This is a genomic window from Stenotrophomonas sp. B1-1, assembly GCF_010894375.1.
Lineage (GTDB): Bacteria > Pseudomonadota > Gammaproteobacteria > Xanthomonadales > Xanthomonadaceae > Stenotrophomonas.
In genome coordinates this window covers 109,571-130,833 of record NZ_JAAIUZ010000004.1, presented here as the reverse complement: position 1 = coordinate 130,833, position 21,263 = coordinate 109,571, and the positions used below count along the sequence as shown (strand labels likewise).

The following is a 21,263-nucleotide window of genomic DNA, read 5'->3' as shown; positions in this document are numbered from 1 at the left end:
CGCAATGTCGAACGAAACCACCGAGAAGCCCGCCAAGCCGACCAAGGAAGCCCCGAAGGCTCCGAGCGTCGAGCGTAAGGGCAAGGCCGAGATCACCCGCAAGACGAACGGCCTGGTCATCGTCAACTACAAGCCCGAGGACAAGTAATGTCGCAGCCGGGCAAGTCCGAAGTGACCGTCAGCCTTGACGGCATCAACGGCCAGCCGACCCCAGGTCAGCAGCCGCCGCAGAACTCCCAGGACAGCCAGCAGCCCGCACCGGGCGCGCAGGGTGGCACCGATGTCGAGCGCCTGTTCGGCGGCAAGTACAAGACCGTGGAGGAGCTGGAAGCCGCCTACGCAGAACTGAGCAAGCCAGCCGACGACAAGGGTGGCAAGGGTGGCCCCGCGACCATCGACGACGCCACCGCGGATGATGCGCGTGACGCCTTGGCGCGGGCTGGCCTGAACCTGGACGACTTCGCCACCGAGTTCAACTCGAACGGCTCGCTGTCCGAGGAGAGCTACAAGAAGCTCCAGGAAGCGGGCTATCCGAAGGAGCTGGTGGACGTGTACGTCGATGGCCTGCGCGCTCGCGTGCAGACCTACGAGAACGCCGTCTACTCGCCTGCAGGCGGCAAGGCCGGTTACGACGGCCTGGTCCAGTGGGCCAAGACCAACCTGAGCGCCGAGCAGAAGCGGGCGTTCAACGAAGCGGTGCAGTCCGGCGACGCCGGCCGCGCAGCGCTGGCAGTCCAGGGCCTCGTCGCCCTCCGTGGCGGCAACGGCCGCCTTCTGAACGGCAAGACCGCGGCGAACGCCGATGCCGGTCCCAAGCCGTTCCAGTCGCAGGCGCAGGTCGTCGAAGCGATGCGCGATGTGCGCTACCACCGTGATCCGGCTTACCGCGCGGAAGTCTCCGCCCGCCTGGCCGTGTCGCCGCTGTTCAAGTAATCCACTCAACCTCAAGAAAGGACTAAATGTCGGACGCAATCCCCTCCCGCCTGGGTCAAGCCCAGGCCAACGGCGACGCCTGGGCGCTGTTCAAGCAGAACTACACTGCTGAAACCATCACCAGCTTCGTCGAGAACTACAAGCTGGACGGCCGCGTGTCGGTGCGCAACATCGAGAGCGGCAAGTCCGCCTCGTTCCCGAACGTCGGCACCATCGGCTCCGAGTACCATGTGCCGGGCACCGAGATCAAGGGCCTGGTGGTCGAGCACAACGAGACCATCATCACCCTCGATCCGATGCTGATCTCGCACGCCTTCATCGCCAACATCGACGAGGCGATGAACCACTACGACGTGCGTTCCGAGTACACCCGTCAGCAGGGTGCGGAGCTGGCGCTCAAGCGCATGCAGAACGAGCTGCGCTGCGCGATCCTGGCCGCTCGTACCACCGAAGGCAAGGTCGAAGGCCAGCCGGGTGGTGCCATCATCAAGGCCGCCACGATGGCCTCCGATCCGACCGTGCTGGCCGATGCGTTCCGCAACGCCCGCATGCTGTTCGACGAGAAGCTGCTGCCGGACAACCCGCAGGAGTTCACTGGTGCACTGGCCCCGGCTCAGTGGTATCTGCTGACCGAGAACAAGGACTTGATCGACCGCGACATCAACGCGGAATCGAACGGCTCCTACGGCCAGGCGATCATTTCCTCGGTCGCCCGCATCCCGCTGGTGAAGATCAACGCGATGCCGCGTGTCGATGAGTCGTCCCTGGCCTCGATCCCGGCCAAGTACCGCGGCAACTTCGCGGACACCGTGGGCGTGATCTTCCACCGCTCGGCGGTCGGCACCCTCAAGCTGCTGGACCTGTCCCTGGAGGACGTGTACCAGGGCGAGAAGCAGGGCACCCTGATGCTGGCGAAGTACGCGCTGGGTCACGGCATCCTGGCTCCGCGCGGTGCCATCGAGCTGTCGAAGGCCCCGTAAGCAATACAGCGCCGTTGGGCAAATCCCGCGGCGCTTCAATCTCTCTCCATCTACGGGGGACATCCACATGGGTGTCCCCCGTTTTTTTGCCCCGAATCCATGAACCTCGAACTCACTCCGACCACGGAACTCGAAGCCGTCAATGTGCTGCTCGGTGCTATCGGCGAAGCGCCGATCAGCGACCTCGAAGCGCTCGGCAACCTGTACGCCTCGCAGGCGCGCGACACCCTCCGCGCGGTGAGCCGCGAGGTCCAAACCGCTGGCTGGTGGTTCAACACCAGCGAGTCGTTCACCTTCACGCTCAACGCGGAAGGCAAGGTGCTGCCACCGCAGTCGATCCTCAAGCTCGTCCCCGCACGCGGAAGCGAGCCGCTGGTGATCCGAGGCACGCGCCTCATCAACCCGCTCACCCTCGCCGACACGTTCTCGTCGGCACCCACCGCCGACTTCGTGACCTGGTTCCTCGCCTACGAGGAGCTGCCCGAGTCGGCCCGCCGCTACATCGCCGTGCGCGCTGCGCGTCTGTTCCAGACGAGCGTGCTGGGTAGCGACCAGCTCTACGTGTTCACCGAGAAGCACGAGGAGGAGGCATACCTCATCTTCGCGCAGGAGCACGCCGACTTCACCTACGCCCGCGGCCACAACTTCCTCAGTGGCTCGACGGACGTGTCTGATATTTGGGACCGCTGATGCCGCTAATCACGGGGGACTATCCCTCGTTCCTGGGAGGCGAGTCGCAGCAGGACGATACCGTCCGCTCGCCGAACCAGCTCACCAAGGCGATCAACGCCTGGCTGCATGCCGCAATGGGCGCTGGCAAGCGCCCGCCCGCCGAGTTCGTTGCTGGCCTTGGCGTCACCCTCGATCACGACTGTGCCTTCCACTCCATCGTCCGCGATGAGAACGAGTGCTACATCGTCGCCGTGGGCCACCGCAGCATCCGCGTGTTCGACCACGAGACCGGCAAGGAGTACACCGTCAACGCCACGGGCGACGCGCTCAACTACCTGGACACCCAGGGACAGCGTGCGTGGTCGTGCTTCGCGCTGGCGACGTTCTCCGACACCACCTTCATCGTCAACCGGCTGGTAGACGTGAAGCAGAGCGATGAGCTTTCGCCCGGCTCGCTGTACGGATCGGCGCAAACGATGTCCGACCTGCCGAAGCCCGGTGACAAAGGCTCGGCCGTTGTGCCGACCGGCGCGATCTACAACATCATCGGCTCGTCCGAGTCGCAGTTCGACGACTACTACGTCCAGAAGCAGTCCTCCTCGGTCTACCTGGAGGTCGCCCGGCCGGGCATCAAGCACCGCTTCGATGCCAAGACGATGCCGCACATCCTCAAGCGCATCCCCGATCCGGTGCATGCGGACGGCTTTTGGTTCTCCTTCGGTGGACCGGAGTGGACCGCGCGCCTCGCGGGTGACGAGCAAAGCAACCCGTTCCCGTCCATTGACGGCCAGCGCATCCGCGAGGTGTTCAAGCACCGGGACCGCCTGGGCTTCCTGGCCGGGGAGAACGTGCTGATGTCCGAGGTCTCCGATCCGTTCAACCTCTGGCGCACTTCGGTGACCCAGGTGCTCGACGCCGACCCCATCGACGTAAGCGTCAGCGGGTCGAACGGCGTCACCACGCTCTACCACGCAGTTCCGTTCCAGTCGGCCCTGTTCCTTGCCGCTGCGGGCGGCCAGTTCCTCCTGACCGCCGAGCCGTACCTGGCCGCCAAGAACGTCAAGAGCGATCCGGTCAACAGCTACAGCAGCTCGCCGTACATCCGGCCGAAGCTGATGGGCGAGTCGCTGTACTTCACCGAGGACAGCGGCGCATACGCCAGCGTGCGCGAATACTTCATCGACGACCTGTCGGTGACCGGCGACGCCGCCGACGTGACCGCGCATGTGCCCAAGCTGATGCCGGGCCGCATGCGAGCGATGGCGAGCGCAAGTGGTGCCGACTGCGTGTTCTTCGCTCCTGACGAGCCGACCGACGCGCAGCTCTACGTCTACTTCGTCCGCTGGATCGGCGACGAGAAGCAGCAGTCCGCGTGGACGCGCTGGTCAATCTCCGGCGTCGGCCGCATCGTCCACATGCACGCCATCAACGACGTGCTGTACGCCGTCGCGGAAGCGCCAGGAGGCGGCTGCGAGCTGCTCAAGTTCCGTATGGTGCTCAACCAGCACGACGCGGATGCCACGGGCGACTACAACTTCCTGCTCGACCGCATGCTGGTGGTGCAGCCCACCTATCAGCAGTTCGGCAACGAGACCTGGATCGACCTGCCCTACATCGTGCCCGATGGTATGACGGTCACCGTCCTCAAGACGGACGACTGGCAAGACCCCGGCGCGTACCTGGACATCACCAAGGCGCGCTGGGACAACGCCCGCACCCGCCTCGCGCTCCCCGGTAACCACACCGAGGGCCGCGTGGTCGTCGGCATGGACTACGAGCACCGCCTCACCCTGACCAAGCCCATCGTTCGCGGTGGGCAGAACCAGGCCGTGCTGGTGGGCCGCACGCAGGTGCGTGACATCGAGGTCGCCTACAAGGACGGCGCGTACTTCGAGCTGGAGGTCGAGCAGCAGGGCAATGGCCGCGTCGAGACCTACGTGGCGTCGCACTCCGGTGCGTACACCGCGCGCGTCCTCAACGACTCGGTGTTCCGCACCAGCGCCCCGACGTTCCACTCCGGCTCTCGCCGGTTCCCCGTGCTGGGCGACGCCAACAGCGTCCGCATGCACCTCGTCAACCGCCTGCCGTTCCAGTGCTGGTTCCAGTCAGCACAGTGGCGCGGCATGTTCGTCTCCCGCAGCCGAGTATGACCCTGACCTATCGAAGCCCCACCGCCAGCGACATCCTCCACGTCGCCGAGAACATGCGGCAGGAGGACATCCTGGAGGTGGCGGCTTCGCATGGTCACACCCCGCTCCAGGCGCTCGCATTTGCAGTGACCGCGAGCGACCGCAGTTTCGCCGCGATGCGCGACGGTTCCCCCGTGTGCATCTTCGGCTTCACCCAGCACGCCGAGGGTATCGCCTCGGTTTGGCTGCTGGGCACCGACGCCCTGGTGGCTCCCGCGTTCCGCCGCACGTTCCTCCGAGAAGCTCGGCGGATCAGCGACGAGTGGGCGGCCACCTTCGGCACCATCTTCAACTTCGTCGATGTCAACGCCGTCACCACGCGGCGATGGCTCGGCTGGCTTGGCTTCCGCGAGAGCGGCGTCGAGTCCGCCTACGGCTTCGCCAAGACACCCTTCGTCCGAGTAACCAAGACCCCATGTGCAACCCCGTAGCAGTCCAGGTCGGTATCGCCGCAGTCAGCGCGATGGCGACCATGTACGGCCAGAATCAGAACAACAAGGCCATCGAGGAAGCCGCGGAGCGTCAGCAGGAGCAGATCAACGACCAGGCCGCCGAGCGCACCCAACAGCGCATGGAGGAGGCCCGCGCACTGCGATCCGCGATGCGCGCCTCCGCAGCAGAAGCGGCAGTGTCCGGCAACTCGGTCGAGCTGCTGGCGAACGACATCATGGCCCAGGCTGGCCGTGACGTGGCCCTCATCGAGAAGAACCGCAGGAACGGAGTCGTCGAAAGCGGCTCCGAAGCACGCGCACGTATCCGCACCGGCAATGCCGAGGCGCTGGGCGGCGTGATGCAGTCAGGCGCGAACGCCTACAGCAACATCCAAACCTACAAGCGCTATTCCATTCCCGGAGACGAGTAACCCGTGGCTCGCACGAAACCCCAAGAGATCATCCGCCGCGCGCAGGTGCCGCAGCGTCTCGCCGAGCGCCCCGTTCTGGCGGTGCAGGCTGACCAAGCGTCCTCCGCTGGTGCCGGTGCCCTCTCCCGCACCGCCGCTGCGGTGCTGACGCGCGTCTCGGATTCCGTCAACTCGCAGATGATCTCCAACAGCCGCGAGCAGTACAGCGCCGCGGCGACCCAACGTATGCAGGAGGACGCCGAGGGTACGCCCCGGCAGGCCGAGGACTTCGTTGCCCAGCAGTCGGAGTCATGGCGTCGCGGCTACCTCAAGGCAGACGGCATCATCCGCGTCCGCGACTGGCAGATCGAAGCGGCCAAAGAGATCGCCAAGGCCGAACCCGGCACCGACATCGAGCCGCTCATCAAGGAGCGGATGGCGGCGCTGACGCAGAACCCCGAGTTCCAAGACCCGCAGGTCCGCAAGGCCCTGATGCCGGTCGCCATGCGCGCCGCGCAGCAGGTCCGCCAGCAGTGGCAGGCCGACTCGATGCGGGAAATGCTGGTCCGGCAGAAGGAGTCGCTGACCGCGATCATCCGCGACGGCATCAAGGGTGGCACGTTCCTCACCTCCGAGGGCATGAACGGCCTGTACGCGATGCTGGACCAGGAGGAGTACGCCTACCTCAACAAGCGCGACGTGGACGAACTCTACGTCGAGGCCGCCAAGGAGGAGCTGGCTGCGGGCAACCGCGATCCTCAGTCGATCCTGGCGTTCCTGGAGAAGGACCGCGGCGACGGCCAGCCCGGCTTGATGAACACCGAGCACGGCGACGAGCTGCGCGCGGCGGCTGCCGCTGGTGCCCGCGTAATCGCACACCGCGAGGACGAGGCACGCAAGCAGGCGATGGCCGAGGCCGAGTGGACGCTCCAGGGCCTCGCGGATCGCGGCCAACTCACCCACAAGACCATCGACACCTGGGCCAGCAAGTTCGGCCTGAGCGGCGGCGACCTCCAGTCCTTCAAGCGCTACTGGAACAACCAGCAGGAGCAGACGCTTCGCCGCTGGGAGCAGGAAGCGAAGGAGCGCGCCCGAGAGGAGCGCATCCGCAAGCTGGTAGCCGGGGGCAATCCCTACGAGATCAGCGACGCCGACCTCAAAAAGCAGGCCGGTAAGGAGTGGGAGGAAACCCCGCAGGCCGCACGCGGCCAGGTGCTCCAGAAGTGGGCACGGCAGGGCATCGTCATCCCCCAGCTCGAACGCATCCTCAAGCGCGCTGACCCGGCGTTCCAGGAGAACTTCCAGAACGCCGCGACGCTGTACGAACAGCTCCGCAAGGTCTCGCCGAAGTACGCCGATACGGTCGCTGGCGGCGAGGCTGCCGCAATGCTGGACCAGTATCTCTACGACACCCGGCGCAGCGGTCAGTCGCACCAGGAGGCCGCTCGCGTCCTGACGCAACCGAAGCGCGAAGTCGAGGAGGCCCGCTCGGTCATCAACGACACCTGGAAGTCCGGCATCAAGGACTACCTGGAGATCGACGGCAAGCCGCGCGACCCGCGTGAGCTGCACCGCATCCGCCAGGAAGCCGAGCGCATCGCCTCTCGTGGCGGCGTGTCCGGCGAAGCCGCCATTCGTGCGGCGGTCGGTCAGATCGACGCCCAGCGCACGACCGTCAACGGCCGCCGCGTGCCGAACATCGGCATGCCGCAGGGTGCCGAGCCAGCGGTAGACGAGCTGATCCAGACGGTCGCGCGCAAGCTCGGCCGCGACCCGGATGAGCTGTCGGCCCTGCCCAATCCCCGCAATCCGGGGCAGTGGCAGATCGTCGGCCCCGACAACTGGCTGATCCCTGACCCGGACACCGGCCGCGCCATCGGTTTCGACCCGCGCGCCATCGCGGCACAGCACCAGCGCTGGAAGGGAGACCTCGCGGAATCCCAGGCGCGTCGTCGGGTCGAGCAGCGCACCACCTGGGCGGATCAGTCCCGGAACATCCGCGACCTGCGCTCGCAGTCGGCGACCACGGAAGTCCCCGCGGCCATCGCCAAGCGCGACGCCAGCGCCGCCGAGGCCCCCGCTTTCGAGCTGCCCAAGTTCGACCTCACCAAGCCGCTGGTCCCCAACGCGGGCACCAAGCAAACCACCACCACCCCGGCAGTCCCCGAGGACTTCCTGGAGTACCTGACGAGGAAGTAAGACCGCATGTTTGAATCCCTACCCGGCGCAGACGAGAACATCGTCAAGCCGGCAACCCAGCAGCCCATCGTGCAAGCCGTGCGCGAGCGCAAGGAGCAGCGAGAGGCCGCGCAGCGCCGGAAGGATCAGACGACCGTATGGGACGGATGGGGCGCTGCCCAGGCAAAGGGCGGCATCGGCTTCATCGACCGCTTCATCACCGAGCTGGGCTACGAGCCGCAGCAGGGCTATCGCATTCCCGCAGACGCGCGCAAGCGTTGGGAGTCGATGGGCCTGCGCCCGGAGCAGTGGGAGCTGTTCGGCCGGGCCACGTCCGACGAGCACCTCTCCTATCTGGAATCCGTGGCCTTCATGAATCAGATGGCGGACGACGACCTGGCGCAGTTTGGCCTGGGCGGACAGATCGCCCTCGGCTTCACCGACCCGGTGGCAACCGGCCTCGATCTCGCCACGGGCGGCCTGGGGTACGCAGCCAAGGCCGGACGCCTCGCCAACGCGGTGCGCTCCGGTCTACAGGCTGCGGGCACCTCCGCGCTGATGTCGGCCGCAACCTCCACCTACGACCCCGAGCAGACGCTCGCGGATGGCGTGCAGAGCGCCGCCCTGTCGTTCGCGTTCGGTGGTGCCCTCGGCGCTCGCCGGGGTGCCCTGTTCGACGGCGAGGTGAAGCCTGACGTGGTGAAGCGGCTGGCCGGTGACGACTCACTGTCCGCCGCCCGCGTGGCAGGCACCGCCGCCAACGATCCCACGCCAGGCGTCCTCCCGCTGCGCAACGAGAGCACATTCGAGCAGGAGTTCACCGACAAGGCGCTGGTCAACGCGCACATCACGCCCCACTTCGCCACCGTCCGCCGCGACCTTGCCGCCCGCATGGGTAGCGCCAAGTCGCCGCTGGTGCGCGAGGCGGGCCGTCTGCTGTTCCGCGATGGCGTCGGCTACACCGATCGCTCCGTCGCGGTCCAGGAGTCCACCAGCGAGTTCGCCAAGCGCCACCTGGCCGTCATGGAGACGGAATGGCGGAGCGGAGTGAACGCCGCGTGGGACGCCTACAAGCAACGGACGGGCACGCATTGGTGGAACTTCTCCGAGCGCGCCAAGTTCAACGAGGAGGTCGGCCGTGCCGTGCGCGGTGCGCCGGACGTGTCACCGGAAGCCGCCAAGGCTGCCGGAAGCGTCGCCAAGGCGATGCGGGATGCGCTCAAGCTGGCGCAGGACAGCAACCTCGACGGCTTCGCCAACGTGGCGCAGAACGGCAACTACCTGCCGCGCTACTGGAGCGGCAAGGGCTTCAAGCGCCTGTTCGGCGAAATGCAGCTCCACCAGGACGACGTGATCGACCAGCTCATCAAGCCCGCCATGCGTCGCGCATGGGAGGCCGCCGCCGACGAAGGCGACGAGATCGACGACGAGCTGCTCGGTGCGGTTGCACGCTCCTACCTCAAGCGCGCTCAGGCGAACTTCGAGGGCGACGGGATGGACCTGCTGGTCCGCCCGCTGGACAGCGATTCGGTCGAGGAGATCGGCAACATGCTGACCGAGGCAGGCGTCTCGCCCGTGCGGTCGCAAGAGCTGCTGTCCAAGCTGGAACGCAAGACCTACGAGTCGGGCAAGCTCGACCGCGCGAAGAAGCGCATCGACCTCGACGAGACCTACTCCACCACCATCCGCAACGAGGCTGGCGAGGACGTGCAGGTCTCGATGGCCGACCTGTTCGACAACGACGTGGACTCGGTGATGACCCGCTACATGCGCGAGATCACGGGCTGGTCGGCGCTGTCGTCGAAGGCTGGCATCAAGAACCGCGCACAGCTCGACCGCTTCGTATCGAAGCTCAAGAGCGACGCCCGCAAGTCCGGCGACGACGTGAAGGACATCGAGCGCCTGATCGACATCGGCCTCAAGTCCACCTTCGGCCGCAGCACCGAACTCGACCCCGCCAGCCGCGGCGCACGCTACGCGCGGTTCCTGCGCAACTGGAACTTCGCCCGCGTGATGAACCAGGTTGGCTTCTCGCTGTTCGCCGAGCTTGGCCCGACCATCGCGCATGCCGGTCTCCGCAACTTCTGGAACTCCGTGGGTGCCGCCCGCGACTTCCTGGTGCGCGGCGCTGACGGCAAGCTGTCCTCGCAGGAGGCGCGCGTGATGGAACGGCTGTTCGCACCCGGCACCGACTGGCTGCGCAACCCGCCGTTCCTGCGCCTGGACGAGGACGCGCTCGTGCCGCAGACGTTCAACGTCAAGCACGGCGAGAAGATCGACAACGCGATGAACATGGCGACGCACATCACCTCGGTCGCATCCGGCATGGCCCCGATCAACACGATGCTCCAACGCATCGCCGGTCGTGCCACGCTGCTGCGGCTGCTGGACATGGCGAACGCCAAGAAGCTGGCGGACGCGGAAGTGGCCCGCCTGCGCACTTGGGGTCTCGACGAGAAGGCCCAGGCCGACGTGTTCGGCTACCTGAAAGGCAAGCGGCAGATCGAGCAGATCGACCCGGACAAGCTGCCGTTCCAGACGCGCGAGCGCATGGCTGCGTTCCTGTTCCGCGTGACGCGACACCAGGTTCTCGAAGGTGACGCCTCGGACAGCATCGAGCTGATGCACTCCACCACCGGCCGCATCGTCACGCAGTTCCGCAGCTTCATGGTCAACAGCTACACCCGCCACTTCCTGAACTCGGTCCACCACTACGACGACTGGCGCACCTACGCGATGGTCGTCCTGTCCACCTCGGCAGCAGGGATGGGCTGGGCGGCTCGCACGTACATCAACACCGCTGGCAATCCCGAGCAGCGGAAGAAGCAGCTGACGCAGGCGAACTTCTACAAGAACGCTGTCGCGCAATCGAGCTGGTCGAACGTCATCCCCGCCGTCACCGACGCAGTGTGGGCGGACGCCCTGGGCAACGACCCGGTGTTCGCCAACAACCGCTCGACCGGCCTGGAGAACGGCGTGATGGGCATCCCGTCCATCGACCTGTTCAACAAGGTCTACGGCAGCACGCGGATGATCGGTTCGGCCATCCGCGACGATGAGGAGATCACCGAGAAGCAGATGCGCGACTTCTGGAAGATTTGGTGGTTCAACAACATGACGGGCGTCCGCAACATCGCGGATCAAGCCCTACAGCAGTTCCCCGACCGCAAGGACGGGACTGATCGACCGTAACCAGGAGGCCCTTCGGGGCCTCCACCTTTTTGAGGACGCATGATCGAACTATCGCGCGGCCTTTCCTTCGTGCTCTACACCTACGAGGGAGGCCCTACGCGGTTCACCGTGCCGTTCCCGTACATCGCCCGCGAGCACATCCGGGCGTTCGTCGGTGAACCGGACGCGGCCCGCGCTGTCTCCGTGTCGTGGGTGGACGCCAGCACCATCGAGATTCCGTCGCAGGATGGCGTGCTCGACGCACCCTACACTGTGACCATCCGGCGATTCACGCCGATTGACGCCCTCCTGGTCAACTACAAGGAAGGCGCGAACCTCCCGGCGCGCGACTTGTCCAAGTCGTTCCGCCAACTGCTGTACGCACACCAGGAACTCGCCGAGTTCGGTGGCGGCAGCGGCCTCCCCGGTGGCGGCCCCGGCAACCCCGGTGGCAACCCGGACCTCAACGCAATCATCGAGCAGCTCCTCCGCTCGCCAGCACTGCAAGACCTGCTGACCCGCATCGACCTCATCGACGTGAACGCCGAGGCGATCCTGGAGGAGATCATGCGCTCGCACGAGTTCTTCGACGTGCAGCGCGACTACGGCGACAAGATCAGCACAGCCACCCACGAGATCGGGCTGCTGACCGAGGGCAACAAGGTCATCGCGCAGCAGATCATCGACCTGTTCGCGCGGGTGGACTACGGCGAGCAGAGCAACCAGGCACGGTTCCTGGAGGTCAATCGCGCCATCGCCGACGAGCACTCTGCGCGCGTCGAGGCGATCACCGAGCTGCAAGGCCAGGTGGTCGAGAACGGCAAGACGATCTCCGCTGCGCTCAACCAGCGCATCGACGAGGTGGAGAGCACCACCGAAGCGGCGCGCGCGGCCACCGAGCAGCGCCTCGGCGCAGAGATCGAGGACAGCGCGGCGCAAGTCCGCACCGCGGTCATGGCCGAGGTTGACGCAACCAAGGCCCGCGTGTCCGACGTTGAGACGGCAGTAGTCCGCCACGGCGAGAACATCGCTGGCCTGGCCGAGACCACCGAAGCCCTGACGGACGCCGAGGGTGCCAACACGGCATTCCGGCAGCAGATGGCGGCCAGCTACGGCGCGAACGTGCCGCAGGGGATCGCCAATGAGATCGACGGCCAAGTGTCGGCGGTTTCGGCTGCCTTCGAGCAGCGCATCGACACCGAAGCGTCCGCGCGCGAAGCCCTGGCTTCTCAGGTATCCACGCTGGAGACCAGCACCGCGCCGACGATCTTCTCGGACGCGCAGCCCTCCCCGCCCGCTGGCGGCTTCAAGGTTCCGACCTTTTGGGTCAAGACCGGGCAGACCGGCGCGTACCTGACGCAGATTTGGGATGGCACCGGCTGGCGCAAGGCCGACCTGGATGTCACCTCTCCGACCGGCGCGCTGGTGCAGCAGCTAAACACCACCAAGATCACCGCCGAGCAGGCACAGGCCATCGCGGCCACGCAGGTCCAGGCGTTCAAGGACGGCGACTTCGCCACCATCCGGCAGGAGTTCAACGTGGTCGCCGGGCAGCACTCCGGCATGTACGGTCAGTGGCAGGCCAACTACTCGGTCAAGATCAACGCGGGCACCATCAACGGCGTCCCCGTGGTCGCCGGTATCGCCCTCTCCGCCAACCCGCAGACCGGCAGCGACTTCATCGTGACCGCGGATCGCTTCGCCTTCGTCCACCCGCAGTACACCTCGGGCGGCACCCTGGCGAGCATCAAGTATCCGTTCGTGATCGGTACGGTCGGCGGCCAGTCCACCGTGGGTATCCAGGGCGCGCTGGTGGTAGACGGGACGATCACTGCGGACAAGATCAGGGTCAACTCCCTGGCCGCTCTCACGGCGAACGCAGGCACGATCAACGGCGGCACGTTCAAGACCCACACCCTCGACGGCAACGGCAACATCGTCAACGCTGCCGAGTTCCGCGTGGAAATCTCCAACCTCGGCGACTGGCCCCTGTGGGTCGGCTCCGGCGCGAAGAACGCCAACAACGCGGTGTTCTACGTGGACCGCAACGGCGGCGCGTTCTTCCGAGGCCGCGTCAATGCTCCCAACATCGTGGGGCAGTTCCAGTCGGCGACCGGCGTGTGGTGGACCGGGGCAACGAGCCTCTGCTACCAGGCGGGCAACAACTTCATCCCGCTCGGCGATTGGGTGGCGATCCACGAGTTCTGGCTCGGCGCTCCGGTGCTGGCTGGCGAGGGCCATACGCCCTCCGTGTCGGTGACCGTCACCGCGAACACGCGCGTCTACGGGCTGCACGTCATCTTGGAGGAGCTGCGCGACTCTGTGTGGGTCGTCATCGCATCGCACGAGCCGCCGATGTACCGCGCGTTGATTCAGCAGATGGGCGGCGACGGCAACACCTTCACCGCGTCCAACTTCTACACCTACGAGCAGTCGGTGACGCTCTCGGCGTCCGGCGCATGGACAGGCGGTGCCCGCGCATTCCGCGTGCGGTGTCGTGCATCCAGCCCGCCTCCGCAGGTCCACGGCTACGACGCCCCGGCCTACCCGAACTACCTCATCACGTCGATTGGCGGCTTCGCCTTCGGCATCCGATAACCCTCAGAGAGAACCCAAGCACCGCATGAGCACTACCCCCGGCTACGTCTCCAACGCCGAGCTGGCCTCGCGCCTCTCGACGCTGGTAGACCGCTGGAACCGGCGCGAGAATCAGATGATCGCGCTGCTGACTCAGGAGGAAGGCACCGTCGTCGTGACGGACGGCCTGGGCAACAACCACACCCTCCCCTCGTTCCCGCAGCTCCAGAAGGACGTGGCCGGGCTGACCGACGAGCTGACCGGCTCGGTCGTGCAGGTACGCGACCTGGTGTCCGTGGCAACCGGCATGGCGAACGCCGCGCAGGCGTCCGCAGATGACGCTTCTGGCTTCGCTGACGCTGCCGAAGCATCCGCCGTGCGCGCTGCGGAATCCGCCGCGAGCATCGACGACGACGTGCAGGCCACCGCCGACGCGGCGACCTTCGCTGCTGCCAAGGCGGCCGAGGCTGCCGACAGCGCGACCGAGGCGGCAAGCTCCGCAGTGGACGCCGCCGCTTCGGCGACGGCCTCGGCCACCTCGGCGCTGGCCTCGGCTGGCTCCGCAAGCCAGGCGGGCACGTCGGCCACCGCAGCGGGTCAGGCGCGTTCGGACGCGCAGGCAGCGGCGACTGCTGCCGCCACGTCACGGGATCAGGCGCAGACCATCCTGGGCTATGCGACCGACGCGGCCGACCGCGCGGAAGCTGACGCCACCGCTGCCGCCGCATCGGCTGCCGCAGCCGCCGACAGCGCGACCGCCGCAGCGACCTCGGTCACCCAGGCAACCACCCAGGCCAACCGGGCGGAAGCCCAGGCGTCCGCTGCGGCGACCAAGGCTGGCGAGGCTGCTGGCTCGGCGACCACCGCGGCCGGTCATGCCTCCGCTGCGTCCGGCTCGGCGTCGGCTGCCTCGACCTCGGCGCAGACCGCATCGTCGGCCAAGACCGCTGCCGAGGCTGCCCGCGACAAGGCAAACCTGTACGCGAACGCCCCGCAGGGCACCGAGGTGTCGCCGGGCGAGTTCTCGGCGAAGCATTGGGCCGCCCAGGCGCAGGCTGCCGTCACCGGCTCGCTGGTCTACATGGGATCGTGGGATGCCAGCACGGGTGCGTTCCCGACCAACCCGGTGAAGGGGCATTTCTACAAGGTGATCGGCGAAGGCACTGTCGGTGACATCCACTGGCGAGTCGGCGACCAGGCGCTCTACGGCGCTACCTGGGAGAAGATCGACAACACCGATCAGGTAACCAGCGTCGCCGGAAAGCAGGGCGACGTGACCCTCGTGGCTGGCGACATCGGCGGGCTGGGCGCACTGGCGACCCGCAACGACGTGGACTTCAACACCCACGTCACCGGTAAGCCGACGACCTACCCGCCGAGCACCCACACGCACACCAAGGCGCAGGTCGGCCTCGACAAGGTGGACAACACCGCCGACCTCGACAAGCCGATCAGCACCGCGACGCAGACGGCGCTCGACGGCAAGGCGGCGGCGTCGCACACGCACACCATCGCCAACGTGACCGGCCTCCAGTCCGCGCTCGACGGCAAAGCGGCGGCATCCCACTCGCACACCATCGCAAACGTCACCGGCCTGCAATCTGCTCTCGATGGTAAGTCGGCTGTCGGACACACGCACAACTCCACCGACATCGCCAATGTCGTCAACGTGACCGACGATCAGCCTGTCGGCGGCGTCAAGACGTTCACCTCCGGGCAGGTTCGCGCGCAGGGATATGGCGGCGAGGCCACGTCCGGCGTCATGTACCTGGGGTCGCTGGATCGCTACGTCTACGTGCCGCCAGCTGCGAACTCGCTGGAGTTCCGATTCGGCGATGGTACGGGCGGCGTCGCGTCCCTCAACGCTGGCGGCACCGTCTGGACCTCAGCTAACTTCAACCCGGCAGGGAAGGCCGATGCTGGTCACACGCACACCATCGCCAACGTCAGCGGCCTACAGTCCGCACTCGACGGCAAGGCGAGCCTGGGCGGCGCAACCTTCACCGGACAGGTCACTCTGGCCTACGCCGCGCCTCTGCGGTTGACCGGCATGGGTGCAGCGGGAACCGCATACATCCACGGAACGAATGGCGCTGGCGACGACGTTTGCTCGATCACCCGAGTGAACACGAACAGCTGGTACAACCTGTACTGGAACGGCGCTGCGAATATCGCGGGCCGCCTGACGGCTGGCGATCAGATTTACCTCAACGCGGGCTGGTTCCGCTCCCAGCAATCCGGCACCGGCTGGTACTCCGAGCCGCACGGCGGAGGCTGGTTCATGCAGGACAACACGTACATCCGCAGCTATGGCAGTAAGCGCGTGTTGATCTCCGCGGGCGGTGGCTCAGAAGGCGACCTCCGTCTGGAAAGCTACTCCCCGACCATCGCCTGCTACGACACCGATCAGGGCACGACGCACTGGCTCCACTGCAACGACAATAATCACGGCTTCCTCGCCAGCAACGCCTTCGCGTGGTGCGCCTACCGCGACGCAAGCAACAATTGGATCGCCACGGGCAACATCGTCGCCTATGCGTCCGATGCGCGTCTCAAGAAGAACATCGTGGACGCCTCGGCCTCCAAGGTGGGCGACTTCTTCGACCGATTCCGTGTGCGCGAGTTCGATTGGGACGCCGAAGCTATCGCCGAGTTGAATCCCACGTTCCACCCGAGTGCGGAGCATGAGGTCGGCGGCATCGCGCAGGAGGCCGAGGAGGTCTACTCGTTGATGGTCGCCACGCACGCGAACGGCATCAAGACGATCCAGTGGGAGAAGGCTGTTCCCTTCCTGATCGCTGAGGTGCAGGCGCTGCGTAAGCGCGTCGCGGACCTTGGGGGAGGTGCCTGATGGCCCTCCCCGGCTCCGGCCCGATCTCCTGGGAAATGATCCGCGCCGAGTTCGGCGGCAGCTACCCTATCTACGCGGACCAGTACTACCGAGGACGTGGATTGGTGCCCGACGTTCCAGCCAACTACGGCGTCCCCACGAGCGGCCCGATCTACGCCTCGCAGTTCTATAACGCGGTCAAGGCGACACCGTTCCAAGCATCGCTTTCGCCGAGCTACCTGATGGGTAACTGGCCTCAGTCCACCAACGGCACGGTCAGCGAGTCGTTCAGCGTTTATTGCTCGGGCGGCACCGGCAACTACTCCGTGGTCTCCCGCTCCGTCACAGGCGGCGCGTCGATCTCCGGCAGCGGCCTCGGCGGCACTGTGACCGCCTCGGGGCGGAACACCTCCCGCATGGGGCAGTTCACTGTCGTCGTCACCGATGGCGTCACGCAGATCACCCTGACCGGCAACTACGAGTACAGCTTCGGTCGTCCGCTCTAACGCATCCACCACCTACAAGAGACCTAATGCACGATGAAGTGAAGCTGGTCGGCGCTCTCGCGGGCGTCGGCCTCATCGTGGGCATCGCAAAGATGCTCACGTCGAACGATCCGATCACCTGGAAGCAGGCGCTCGGCCGCGCAATCCTCTCTGGCGCTACCGGCCTTGCCGCTGGTGCCATCGTCATTTTCATCCCCGGCGTCTCCTTCGTCGCCCAGGTCGCGCTCGCGTGCATCCTGGCGTCGCTCGGCACGTCCGCGCTGGAGACCGTACTGAACCGCGTCGTCAACAAGTGACCGCCCCCAAGGATGCCTTGGAGCGACTGCACGCCGCAGTCGCGGACAAGCTCGCCGACACCATCGACTCGATGGAGTCGGACGCGAAGGGCCTGGCCTCGATCCTCAACGTGGCCCGGCAGTTTCTCAAGGACAACGGCATCGACGTTGCGGCCACGCCGCCCGGCTCACCGCTGGGCAAGCTGGCCGACAAGGTGTCCGAGTTCCCGTTCGATCCCGCTGAGGATGGGCGGCTGAACTGATGGAGGGCATGACGAGCCTCCACGTTCGTCACCCTTTCGAGGACTTCCGCAACTTCGCCTGGTACGTCTGGAAGGAGCTGGGGCTACCAAGCCCCACTCCGATCCAGTACGACATCTGCGAGTTCCTGAAAACCGGCCCGCGCCGTCGCGTCATCATGGCGTACCGCGGCGTCGGCAAGTCCTGGGTGACGGCCGCCTACGTCTGCTGGCTCCTCTGGAAAGACCCCCAGCACAAGATCATGGTGGTATCGGCATCGAAGGAACGCGCCGATGCGTTCTCGGTGTTCGTCAAGCGCCTGATCGAAACCCTGCCTGAGCTGCAACACCTGCGCCCGCGTCCCGACCAGCGCAACTCGAACCTGGCGTTCGATGTCGGCCCCGCGCAGCCCGATCAGTCGCCCTCGGTGAAGTCGGTCGGTATCAACGGCCAGCTCACCGGCTCCCGCGCCGACACCATCATCGCGGACGACATCGAAGTCCCGAAGAACTCCATGACCGTCGTGCAGCGCGAGAAGCTCGCCGAGCTGGTCAAGGAGTTCGATGCGGTGCTCAAGCCGGGCGGCGAGATCATCTACCTCGGCACTCCGCAGACCGAGGAGTCGCTCTACAACAAGCTGCCCGAGCGCGGCTACGTCATCCGCATCTGGCCTGCGCGCTACCCGAAGGACACCAAGCACCGCCAGGTGTACGGCGACCGCCTCGCGCCGATGATCGCCGATGCGTTCGACGCGAACCCCAAGCTCGCCTGGAAGAACTGCGAGAGCGTCCGCTTCTCCGATGAGGACTTGATGGAGCGCGAGGCGTCCTACGGACGCTCCGGCTTCATGCTCCAGTTCATGCTCGATGCGTCGCTGTCCGACGCCGAGAAGTACCCGCTCAAGCTGTCCGACCTGATCGTGATGGACGTGGACCGCGAGGTCGCTCCGATCCGTGTGGTCTACAGCAGCGGCCCGGAGTACATCGTCAGCGACATCCCGTCCGTGGGCTTCACTGGCGACCGCCTGTACCGGCCCATGTACCTCGCCTCGGAAATGGAGGAGTTCACCAGCAAGGTGCTCGCCATCGACCCCTCGGGCCGAGGCGGCGACGAAACCGGCTACGCGGTCGTCGGCATGCTTCGCGGCATGCTCTACGCGCGCCGTGCTGGTGCGACCAAGGGCGGCTACGACGACGACACGCTGGAGACCCTGGCGCACATCGCGCGCGCCGAGAAGGTCTCCGCAGTCCTCATTGAGGCCAACTTCGGCGACGGCATGTTCGCCAAGATGCTCTCCGGCGTCCTGGCGCGCGTGTACCCGTGCTCCATCGAGGAGGTGAAGCACTACGGCACCTCGAAGGAGAACCGAATCATCGACGTGCTGGAGCCGGTACTGAACCAGCATCGCCTGGTGGTCGATGCCTCGATCATCCGCGCCGATCAGAAGTCCGAGCAGAAGTACCAGCTGTTCTACCAGCTGACGCGCATCACGCGCGACCGCGGCGCACTGCGCCACGACGACCGCCTCGAAGCGCTGGCGATGGCCGTGAAGTATTGGGCCGACCAGCTCTCCCGAGACGTGTCCAAGGAGGAGCAGCGCTACCTGGAGGAGCTGCTCGACCGCGAGTACGCCTCCTTCATCCAGTCCGTGACCGGCCGCGTGCCGTCACCCGACAACTACCTCGACATCCTGTAGGAGACCCAATGTCCAACACGCTCGCTGCGTGGCTGATGGCGCTCGCCGCCGCTGCCCTGCTGTACCTGTTCCTGCGCCGCAAGAACGACGACGACAACGACGGCCCGAGCGCACCCGCGCCGGTAACGCCGTGCGACTGCAACCACGCTCCCTGCTGCCACACCCAGGGCGGCCAGTCGAACCCCTACGCCCCGGTGTGAGCCAGGCTGTCCAGCTCGCGCGCCCTCTGACGATGAAGTCGGAGGGTCTGCGCCTGGTGGCCTACCTGTGCCCCGCAGACAAGTGGACCATCGGCTACGGCCACACAGGCAGTGACGTGAAGCCCGGCCTCCGCATCACCGAGGAACGCGCTGTGGAGCTGCTGGAGGCTGACCTCTCCAAGGCCGCTACGGTCGTCCGTCGATACGTGCGCGTGCCCCTCAGCGCGCCGCAGGAAGCCGCTCTGATCGACTTCGTGTTCAACCTTGGCGAGGGCAACTTCGCCAGCTCCACCCTGCTCCGCGTGCTCAACGCGGGCGACTACGCGGCGGTGCCCGCACAGCTCCGCCGATGGACCAAGGGTCGCGTCAAGGGCGTGCTGACGGACCTGCCCGGCCTCATCGACCGCCGCGAGGCGGAAGTCAAACTCTGGAACTCCAAGTGACCATCAAGACCATCTACAACCGCGCCAGCGAGCGCCTGGTGCGCGCCTACGAGCGCGCCAAGGGGTACGTAGCGCTGCGTATTGCCCTCGCCTCGCAGTGGCTCCTGGAGAGCTTGCGCGAGACCTCCCGTCGCACCTACACCGGCTGGCTGTTCGTCGCCGTGTTCCTGGCGCTGCCCTACGTCGTCCTCGGCGGCCTGTGGGAGCACTTGCGGAATGCCGCGGAGCGGCTGTGGGATGACGTGAGCGACATCGAGTGGGCTGCGTTCACCCCGAGCTACTGGCGGGAGCACATCAAGCAGTGACCACGCTGGCCTTTGACGGCCGGCTCGTTGCTATCGACTCGCAGGTCACCGCTGGTGATCTGCGGTACGAGGAGGAGAAGTTCTACCGCACCACCGACACCACCGGGCGCGACCTGGTGGTGTTCGGCGCGGGCACCACTTCCCACATCCAGCGAGCCGTGCGCGAGCTGTCGGAGGGATTCGACGAACTGACCAAGGGCGAGTACACGATCCTTGTGGTCGGCCTGCGGGACAACCCGGTGGCCTTCTACCACGACGGTCTCCCTCTCGACCTCCGGCGCGACTTCCTCGTCGCAGGTAGTGGTGGTGCGATTGCCCTGGCCGCCATGAAGGCAGGCCACAACGCGACCGAAGCAGTCCTCATGGCGTGCTCGACGGACCTCTACAGCGGTCCTCCGGTGCAGACCTACGACACCAAGCGGCGATCCTTCCTCAAGCCGAGGACGTGAGACCAGGAAGGGGACGGCGGTGGGAGACCACCCTGTCCCTGACCCCCTTGACAAGGCTGGTATCATAGTAAGACCTAAGTATTACTATAGTGGGACTGTAGAGTTCTATTCATTGGTATTCACCACCAAGTAGAACTACAGTCCTCCTATGCACTCCTGGGGTGTTCCTCTGTCCTCCTTGGGTGCCACTGCGGCGGAACTCCCATGCACCGACTTCTCCTGATCCTGCTCATCGCGGGCGTCACGCCCATCAACCCGCTGCTGGCGATCCTCGCGTACAACCGAGGGATGACCTGGGCCGTGCCTGTGTGCGTCCTATGGGGACTTGGGTCGCTCGCCTGGTTCGCTGTCGTGGCGACGCGGAAGCGCTCCGGTGTGACTGAGGCTCCCTCCTCGCGCGACTGAGGGGGGTCGAAAGGTTTGCGGCAAATTTCCGAAGGGGTATCCAACTACTTGGAACCGCGCGATCACCCCCCGTAGGGGTCGCCCCCTGTAGCGCAAAGGCACGATGCGCCCCCTTCGCGTCACCTGCGGCGTCACCACCTCGGCTAACCTGCTGATTCCAAAGGTGAACCACCGGATTAGGTATCCAGTGCCTAGGCAATCCCATGCGATACCTGGGCAACCTGCGGACATCCGCGCTCAAACGTTCGCGCCTCTGTCTGTCCCTATCTGTCTTTTTGCCCTGACCGCCACGCGCCAACCTCGGCGCACCCTGCCCCAGCCTATGCCCACCTGCCGCCCACCACGGCCAGCCAATGCGCCACCACGGCCCACG

19 protein-coding genes are annotated in these 21,263 nt (G+C 66.2%); all 19 read left to right on the top strand.

The features are described 5' to 3' along the window. Positions 1-4 precede the first annotated feature (4 nt). Positions 5-148 carry a hypothetical protein gene (locus tag G4G00_RS02645; RefSeq protein ID WP_004154577.1) on the top strand — a complete coding sequence of 48 codons (144 nt, stop codon included), beginning with the start codon at positions 5-7 and terminating at the stop codon, positions 146-148. Next, positions 148-933: a capsid assembly protein gene (locus G4G00_RS02640; protein WP_164271040.1), complete on the top strand. Its 786-nt coding sequence runs from the start codon at positions 148-150 to the stop codon at positions 931-933. The genes G4G00_RS02645 and G4G00_RS02640 overlap by 1 nt, the downstream gene beginning before the upstream one ends. 26 nt (positions 934-959) lie before the next feature. Beyond that, positions 960-1,913, top strand: a complete 954-nt coding sequence (locus G4G00_RS02635; protein ID WP_088476075.1) for a capsid protein — start codon at positions 960-962, stop codon at positions 1,911-1,913. Positions 1,914-2,012: 99 nt separating this feature from the next. Then, a complete protein-coding gene (locus G4G00_RS02630; RefSeq protein WP_005412402.1) occupies positions 2,013-2,603 on the top strand; it encodes a hypothetical protein in 591 nt (196 codons plus the stop codon). Continuing rightward, positions 2,603-4,735, top strand: coding sequence for a hypothetical protein (locus G4G00_RS02625; RefSeq protein WP_164271036.1), 2,133 nt, complete (start codon positions 2,603-2,605; stop codon positions 4,733-4,735). Before G4G00_RS02630 ends, G4G00_RS02625 begins: the two co-directional genes overlap by 1 nt. Further along, complete coding sequence (locus G4G00_RS02620; RefSeq protein WP_164073065.1) at positions 4,732-5,205, top strand: hypothetical protein; 474 nt, start codon at positions 4,732-4,734, stop codon at positions 5,203-5,205. The genes G4G00_RS02625 and G4G00_RS02620 overlap by 4 nt, the downstream gene beginning before the upstream one ends. Further along, positions 5,190-5,636, top strand: a complete 447-nt coding sequence (locus G4G00_RS02615; protein ID WP_164271034.1) for a hypothetical protein — start codon at positions 5,190-5,192, stop codon at positions 5,634-5,636. The genes G4G00_RS02620 and G4G00_RS02615 overlap by 16 nt, the downstream gene beginning before the upstream one ends. Positions 5,637-5,639: 3 nt before the next feature. Then, the gene (locus G4G00_RS02610; RefSeq protein WP_164073064.1) at positions 5,640-7,814 is read left to right on the top strand and encodes a hypothetical protein; all 2,175 of its coding nucleotides are present in this window, start codon (positions 5,640-5,642) and stop codon (positions 7,812-7,814) included. A gap of 6 nt (positions 7,815-7,820) precedes the next feature. Continuing rightward, the gene (locus G4G00_RS02605) at positions 7,821-10,985 is read left to right on the top strand and encodes a hypothetical protein (protein WP_164271032.1); all 3,165 of its coding nucleotides are present in this window, start codon (positions 7,821-7,823) and stop codon (positions 10,983-10,985) included. 39 nt (positions 10,986-11,024) lie between these two features. After that, entirely contained in the window at positions 11,025-13,562 is a 2,538-nt protein-coding gene (locus G4G00_RS02600; protein ID WP_164271029.1) for a phage tail fiber protein, read from the top strand. A gap of 25 nt (positions 13,563-13,587) precedes the next feature. After that, on the top strand, positions 13,588-16,392 hold the full coding sequence (locus G4G00_RS02595) for a tail fiber domain-containing protein (protein ID WP_164073061.1): 2,805 nt from the start codon (positions 13,588-13,590) through the stop codon (positions 16,390-16,392). Next, positions 16,392-16,877 (top strand): hypothetical protein, encoded by a 486-nt coding sequence (locus tag G4G00_RS02590; RefSeq protein ID WP_164271027.1) that lies wholly within the window; start codon positions 16,392-16,394, stop codon positions 16,875-16,877. Before G4G00_RS02595 ends, G4G00_RS02590 begins: the two co-directional genes overlap by 1 nt. Positions 16,878-16,903: 26 nt before the next feature. Beyond that, on the top strand, positions 16,904-17,173 hold the full coding sequence (locus G4G00_RS02585) for a hypothetical protein (protein ID WP_005412393.1): 270 nt from the start codon (positions 16,904-16,906) through the stop codon (positions 17,171-17,173). Continuing rightward, on the top strand, positions 17,170-17,415 hold the full coding sequence (locus G4G00_RS02580; protein WP_032961803.1) for a hypothetical protein: 246 nt from the start codon (positions 17,170-17,172) through the stop codon (positions 17,413-17,415). Before G4G00_RS02585 ends, G4G00_RS02580 begins: the two co-directional genes overlap by 4 nt. An 8-nt stretch (positions 17,416-17,423) precedes the next feature. Next, the gene (terL, locus tag G4G00_RS02575) at positions 17,424-19,088 is read left to right on the top strand and encodes a phage terminase large subunit (protein WP_240336068.1); all 1,665 of its coding nucleotides are present in this window, start codon (positions 17,424-17,426) and stop codon (positions 19,086-19,088) included. A gap of 8 nt (positions 19,089-19,096) precedes the next feature. After that, positions 19,097-19,288, top strand: a complete 192-nt coding sequence (locus tag G4G00_RS02570; RefSeq protein ID WP_049434054.1) for an LPXTG cell wall anchor domain-containing protein — start codon at positions 19,097-19,099, stop codon at positions 19,286-19,288. Beyond that, the gene (locus G4G00_RS02565; RefSeq protein WP_049397868.1) at positions 19,285-19,731 is read left to right on the top strand and encodes a lysozyme; all 447 of its coding nucleotides are present in this window, start codon (positions 19,285-19,287) and stop codon (positions 19,729-19,731) included. The genes G4G00_RS02570 and G4G00_RS02565 overlap by 4 nt, the downstream gene beginning before the upstream one ends. Beyond that, on the top strand, positions 19,728-20,036 hold the full coding sequence (locus G4G00_RS02560) for a hypothetical protein (RefSeq protein WP_111174102.1): 309 nt from the start codon (positions 19,728-19,730) through the stop codon (positions 20,034-20,036). The genes G4G00_RS02565 and G4G00_RS02560 overlap by 4 nt, the downstream gene beginning before the upstream one ends. Continuing rightward, positions 20,033-20,485 (top strand): hypothetical protein, encoded by a 453-nt coding sequence (locus G4G00_RS02555; protein ID WP_164271021.1) that lies wholly within the window; start codon positions 20,033-20,035, stop codon positions 20,483-20,485. The genes G4G00_RS02560 and G4G00_RS02555 overlap by 4 nt, the downstream gene beginning before the upstream one ends. Positions 20,486-21,263: the final 778 nt, after the last annotated feature.

Bases quoted from the DNA above. Each gene is read 5' to 3' on its own strand.
- G4G00_RS02595 (WP_164073061.1), top strand. From the start codon at position 13,588: ATGAGCACTACCCCCGGCTACGTCTCCAACGCCGAGCTGGCCTCGCGC.
- G4G00_RS02585 (WP_005412393.1), top strand. From the start codon at position 16,904: ATGCACGATGAAGTGAAGCTGGTCGGCGCTCTCGCGGGCGTCGGCCTC.
- G4G00_RS02645 (WP_004154577.1), top strand. From the start codon at position 5: ATGTCGAACGAAACCACCGAGAAGCCCGCCAAGCCGACCAAGGAAGCC.
- G4G00_RS02605 (WP_164271032.1), top strand. From the start codon at position 7,821: ATGTTTGAATCCCTACCCGGCGCAGACGAGAACATCGTCAAGCCGGCA.
- terL (WP_240336068.1), top strand. From the start codon at position 17,424: ATGACGAGCCTCCACGTTCGTCACCCTTTCGAGGACTTCCGCAACTTC.
- G4G00_RS02620 (WP_164073065.1), top strand. From the start codon at position 4,732: ATGACCCTGACCTATCGAAGCCCCACCGCCAGCGACATCCTCCACGTC.
- G4G00_RS02590 (WP_164271027.1), top strand. From the start codon at position 16,392: ATGGCCCTCCCCGGCTCCGGCCCGATCTCCTGGGAAATGATCCGCGCC.
- G4G00_RS02630 (WP_005412402.1), top strand. From the start codon at position 2,013: ATGAACCTCGAACTCACTCCGACCACGGAACTCGAAGCCGTCAATGTG.
- G4G00_RS02615 (WP_164271034.1), top strand. From the start codon at position 5,190: ATGTGCAACCCCGTAGCAGTCCAGGTCGGTATCGCCGCAGTCAGCGCG.
- G4G00_RS02570 (WP_049434054.1), top strand. From the start codon at position 19,097: ATGTCCAACACGCTCGCTGCGTGGCTGATGGCGCTCGCCGCCGCTGCC.
- G4G00_RS02625 (WP_164271036.1), top strand. From the start codon at position 2,603: ATGCCGCTAATCACGGGGGACTATCCCTCGTTCCTGGGAGGCGAGTCG.
- G4G00_RS02600 (WP_164271029.1), top strand. From the start codon at position 11,025: ATGATCGAACTATCGCGCGGCCTTTCCTTCGTGCTCTACACCTACGAG.
- G4G00_RS02635 (WP_088476075.1), top strand. From the start codon at position 960: ATGTCGGACGCAATCCCCTCCCGCCTGGGTCAAGCCCAGGCCAACGGC.
- G4G00_RS02640 (WP_164271040.1), top strand. From the start codon at position 148: ATGTCGCAGCCGGGCAAGTCCGAAGTGACCGTCAGCCTTGACGGCATC.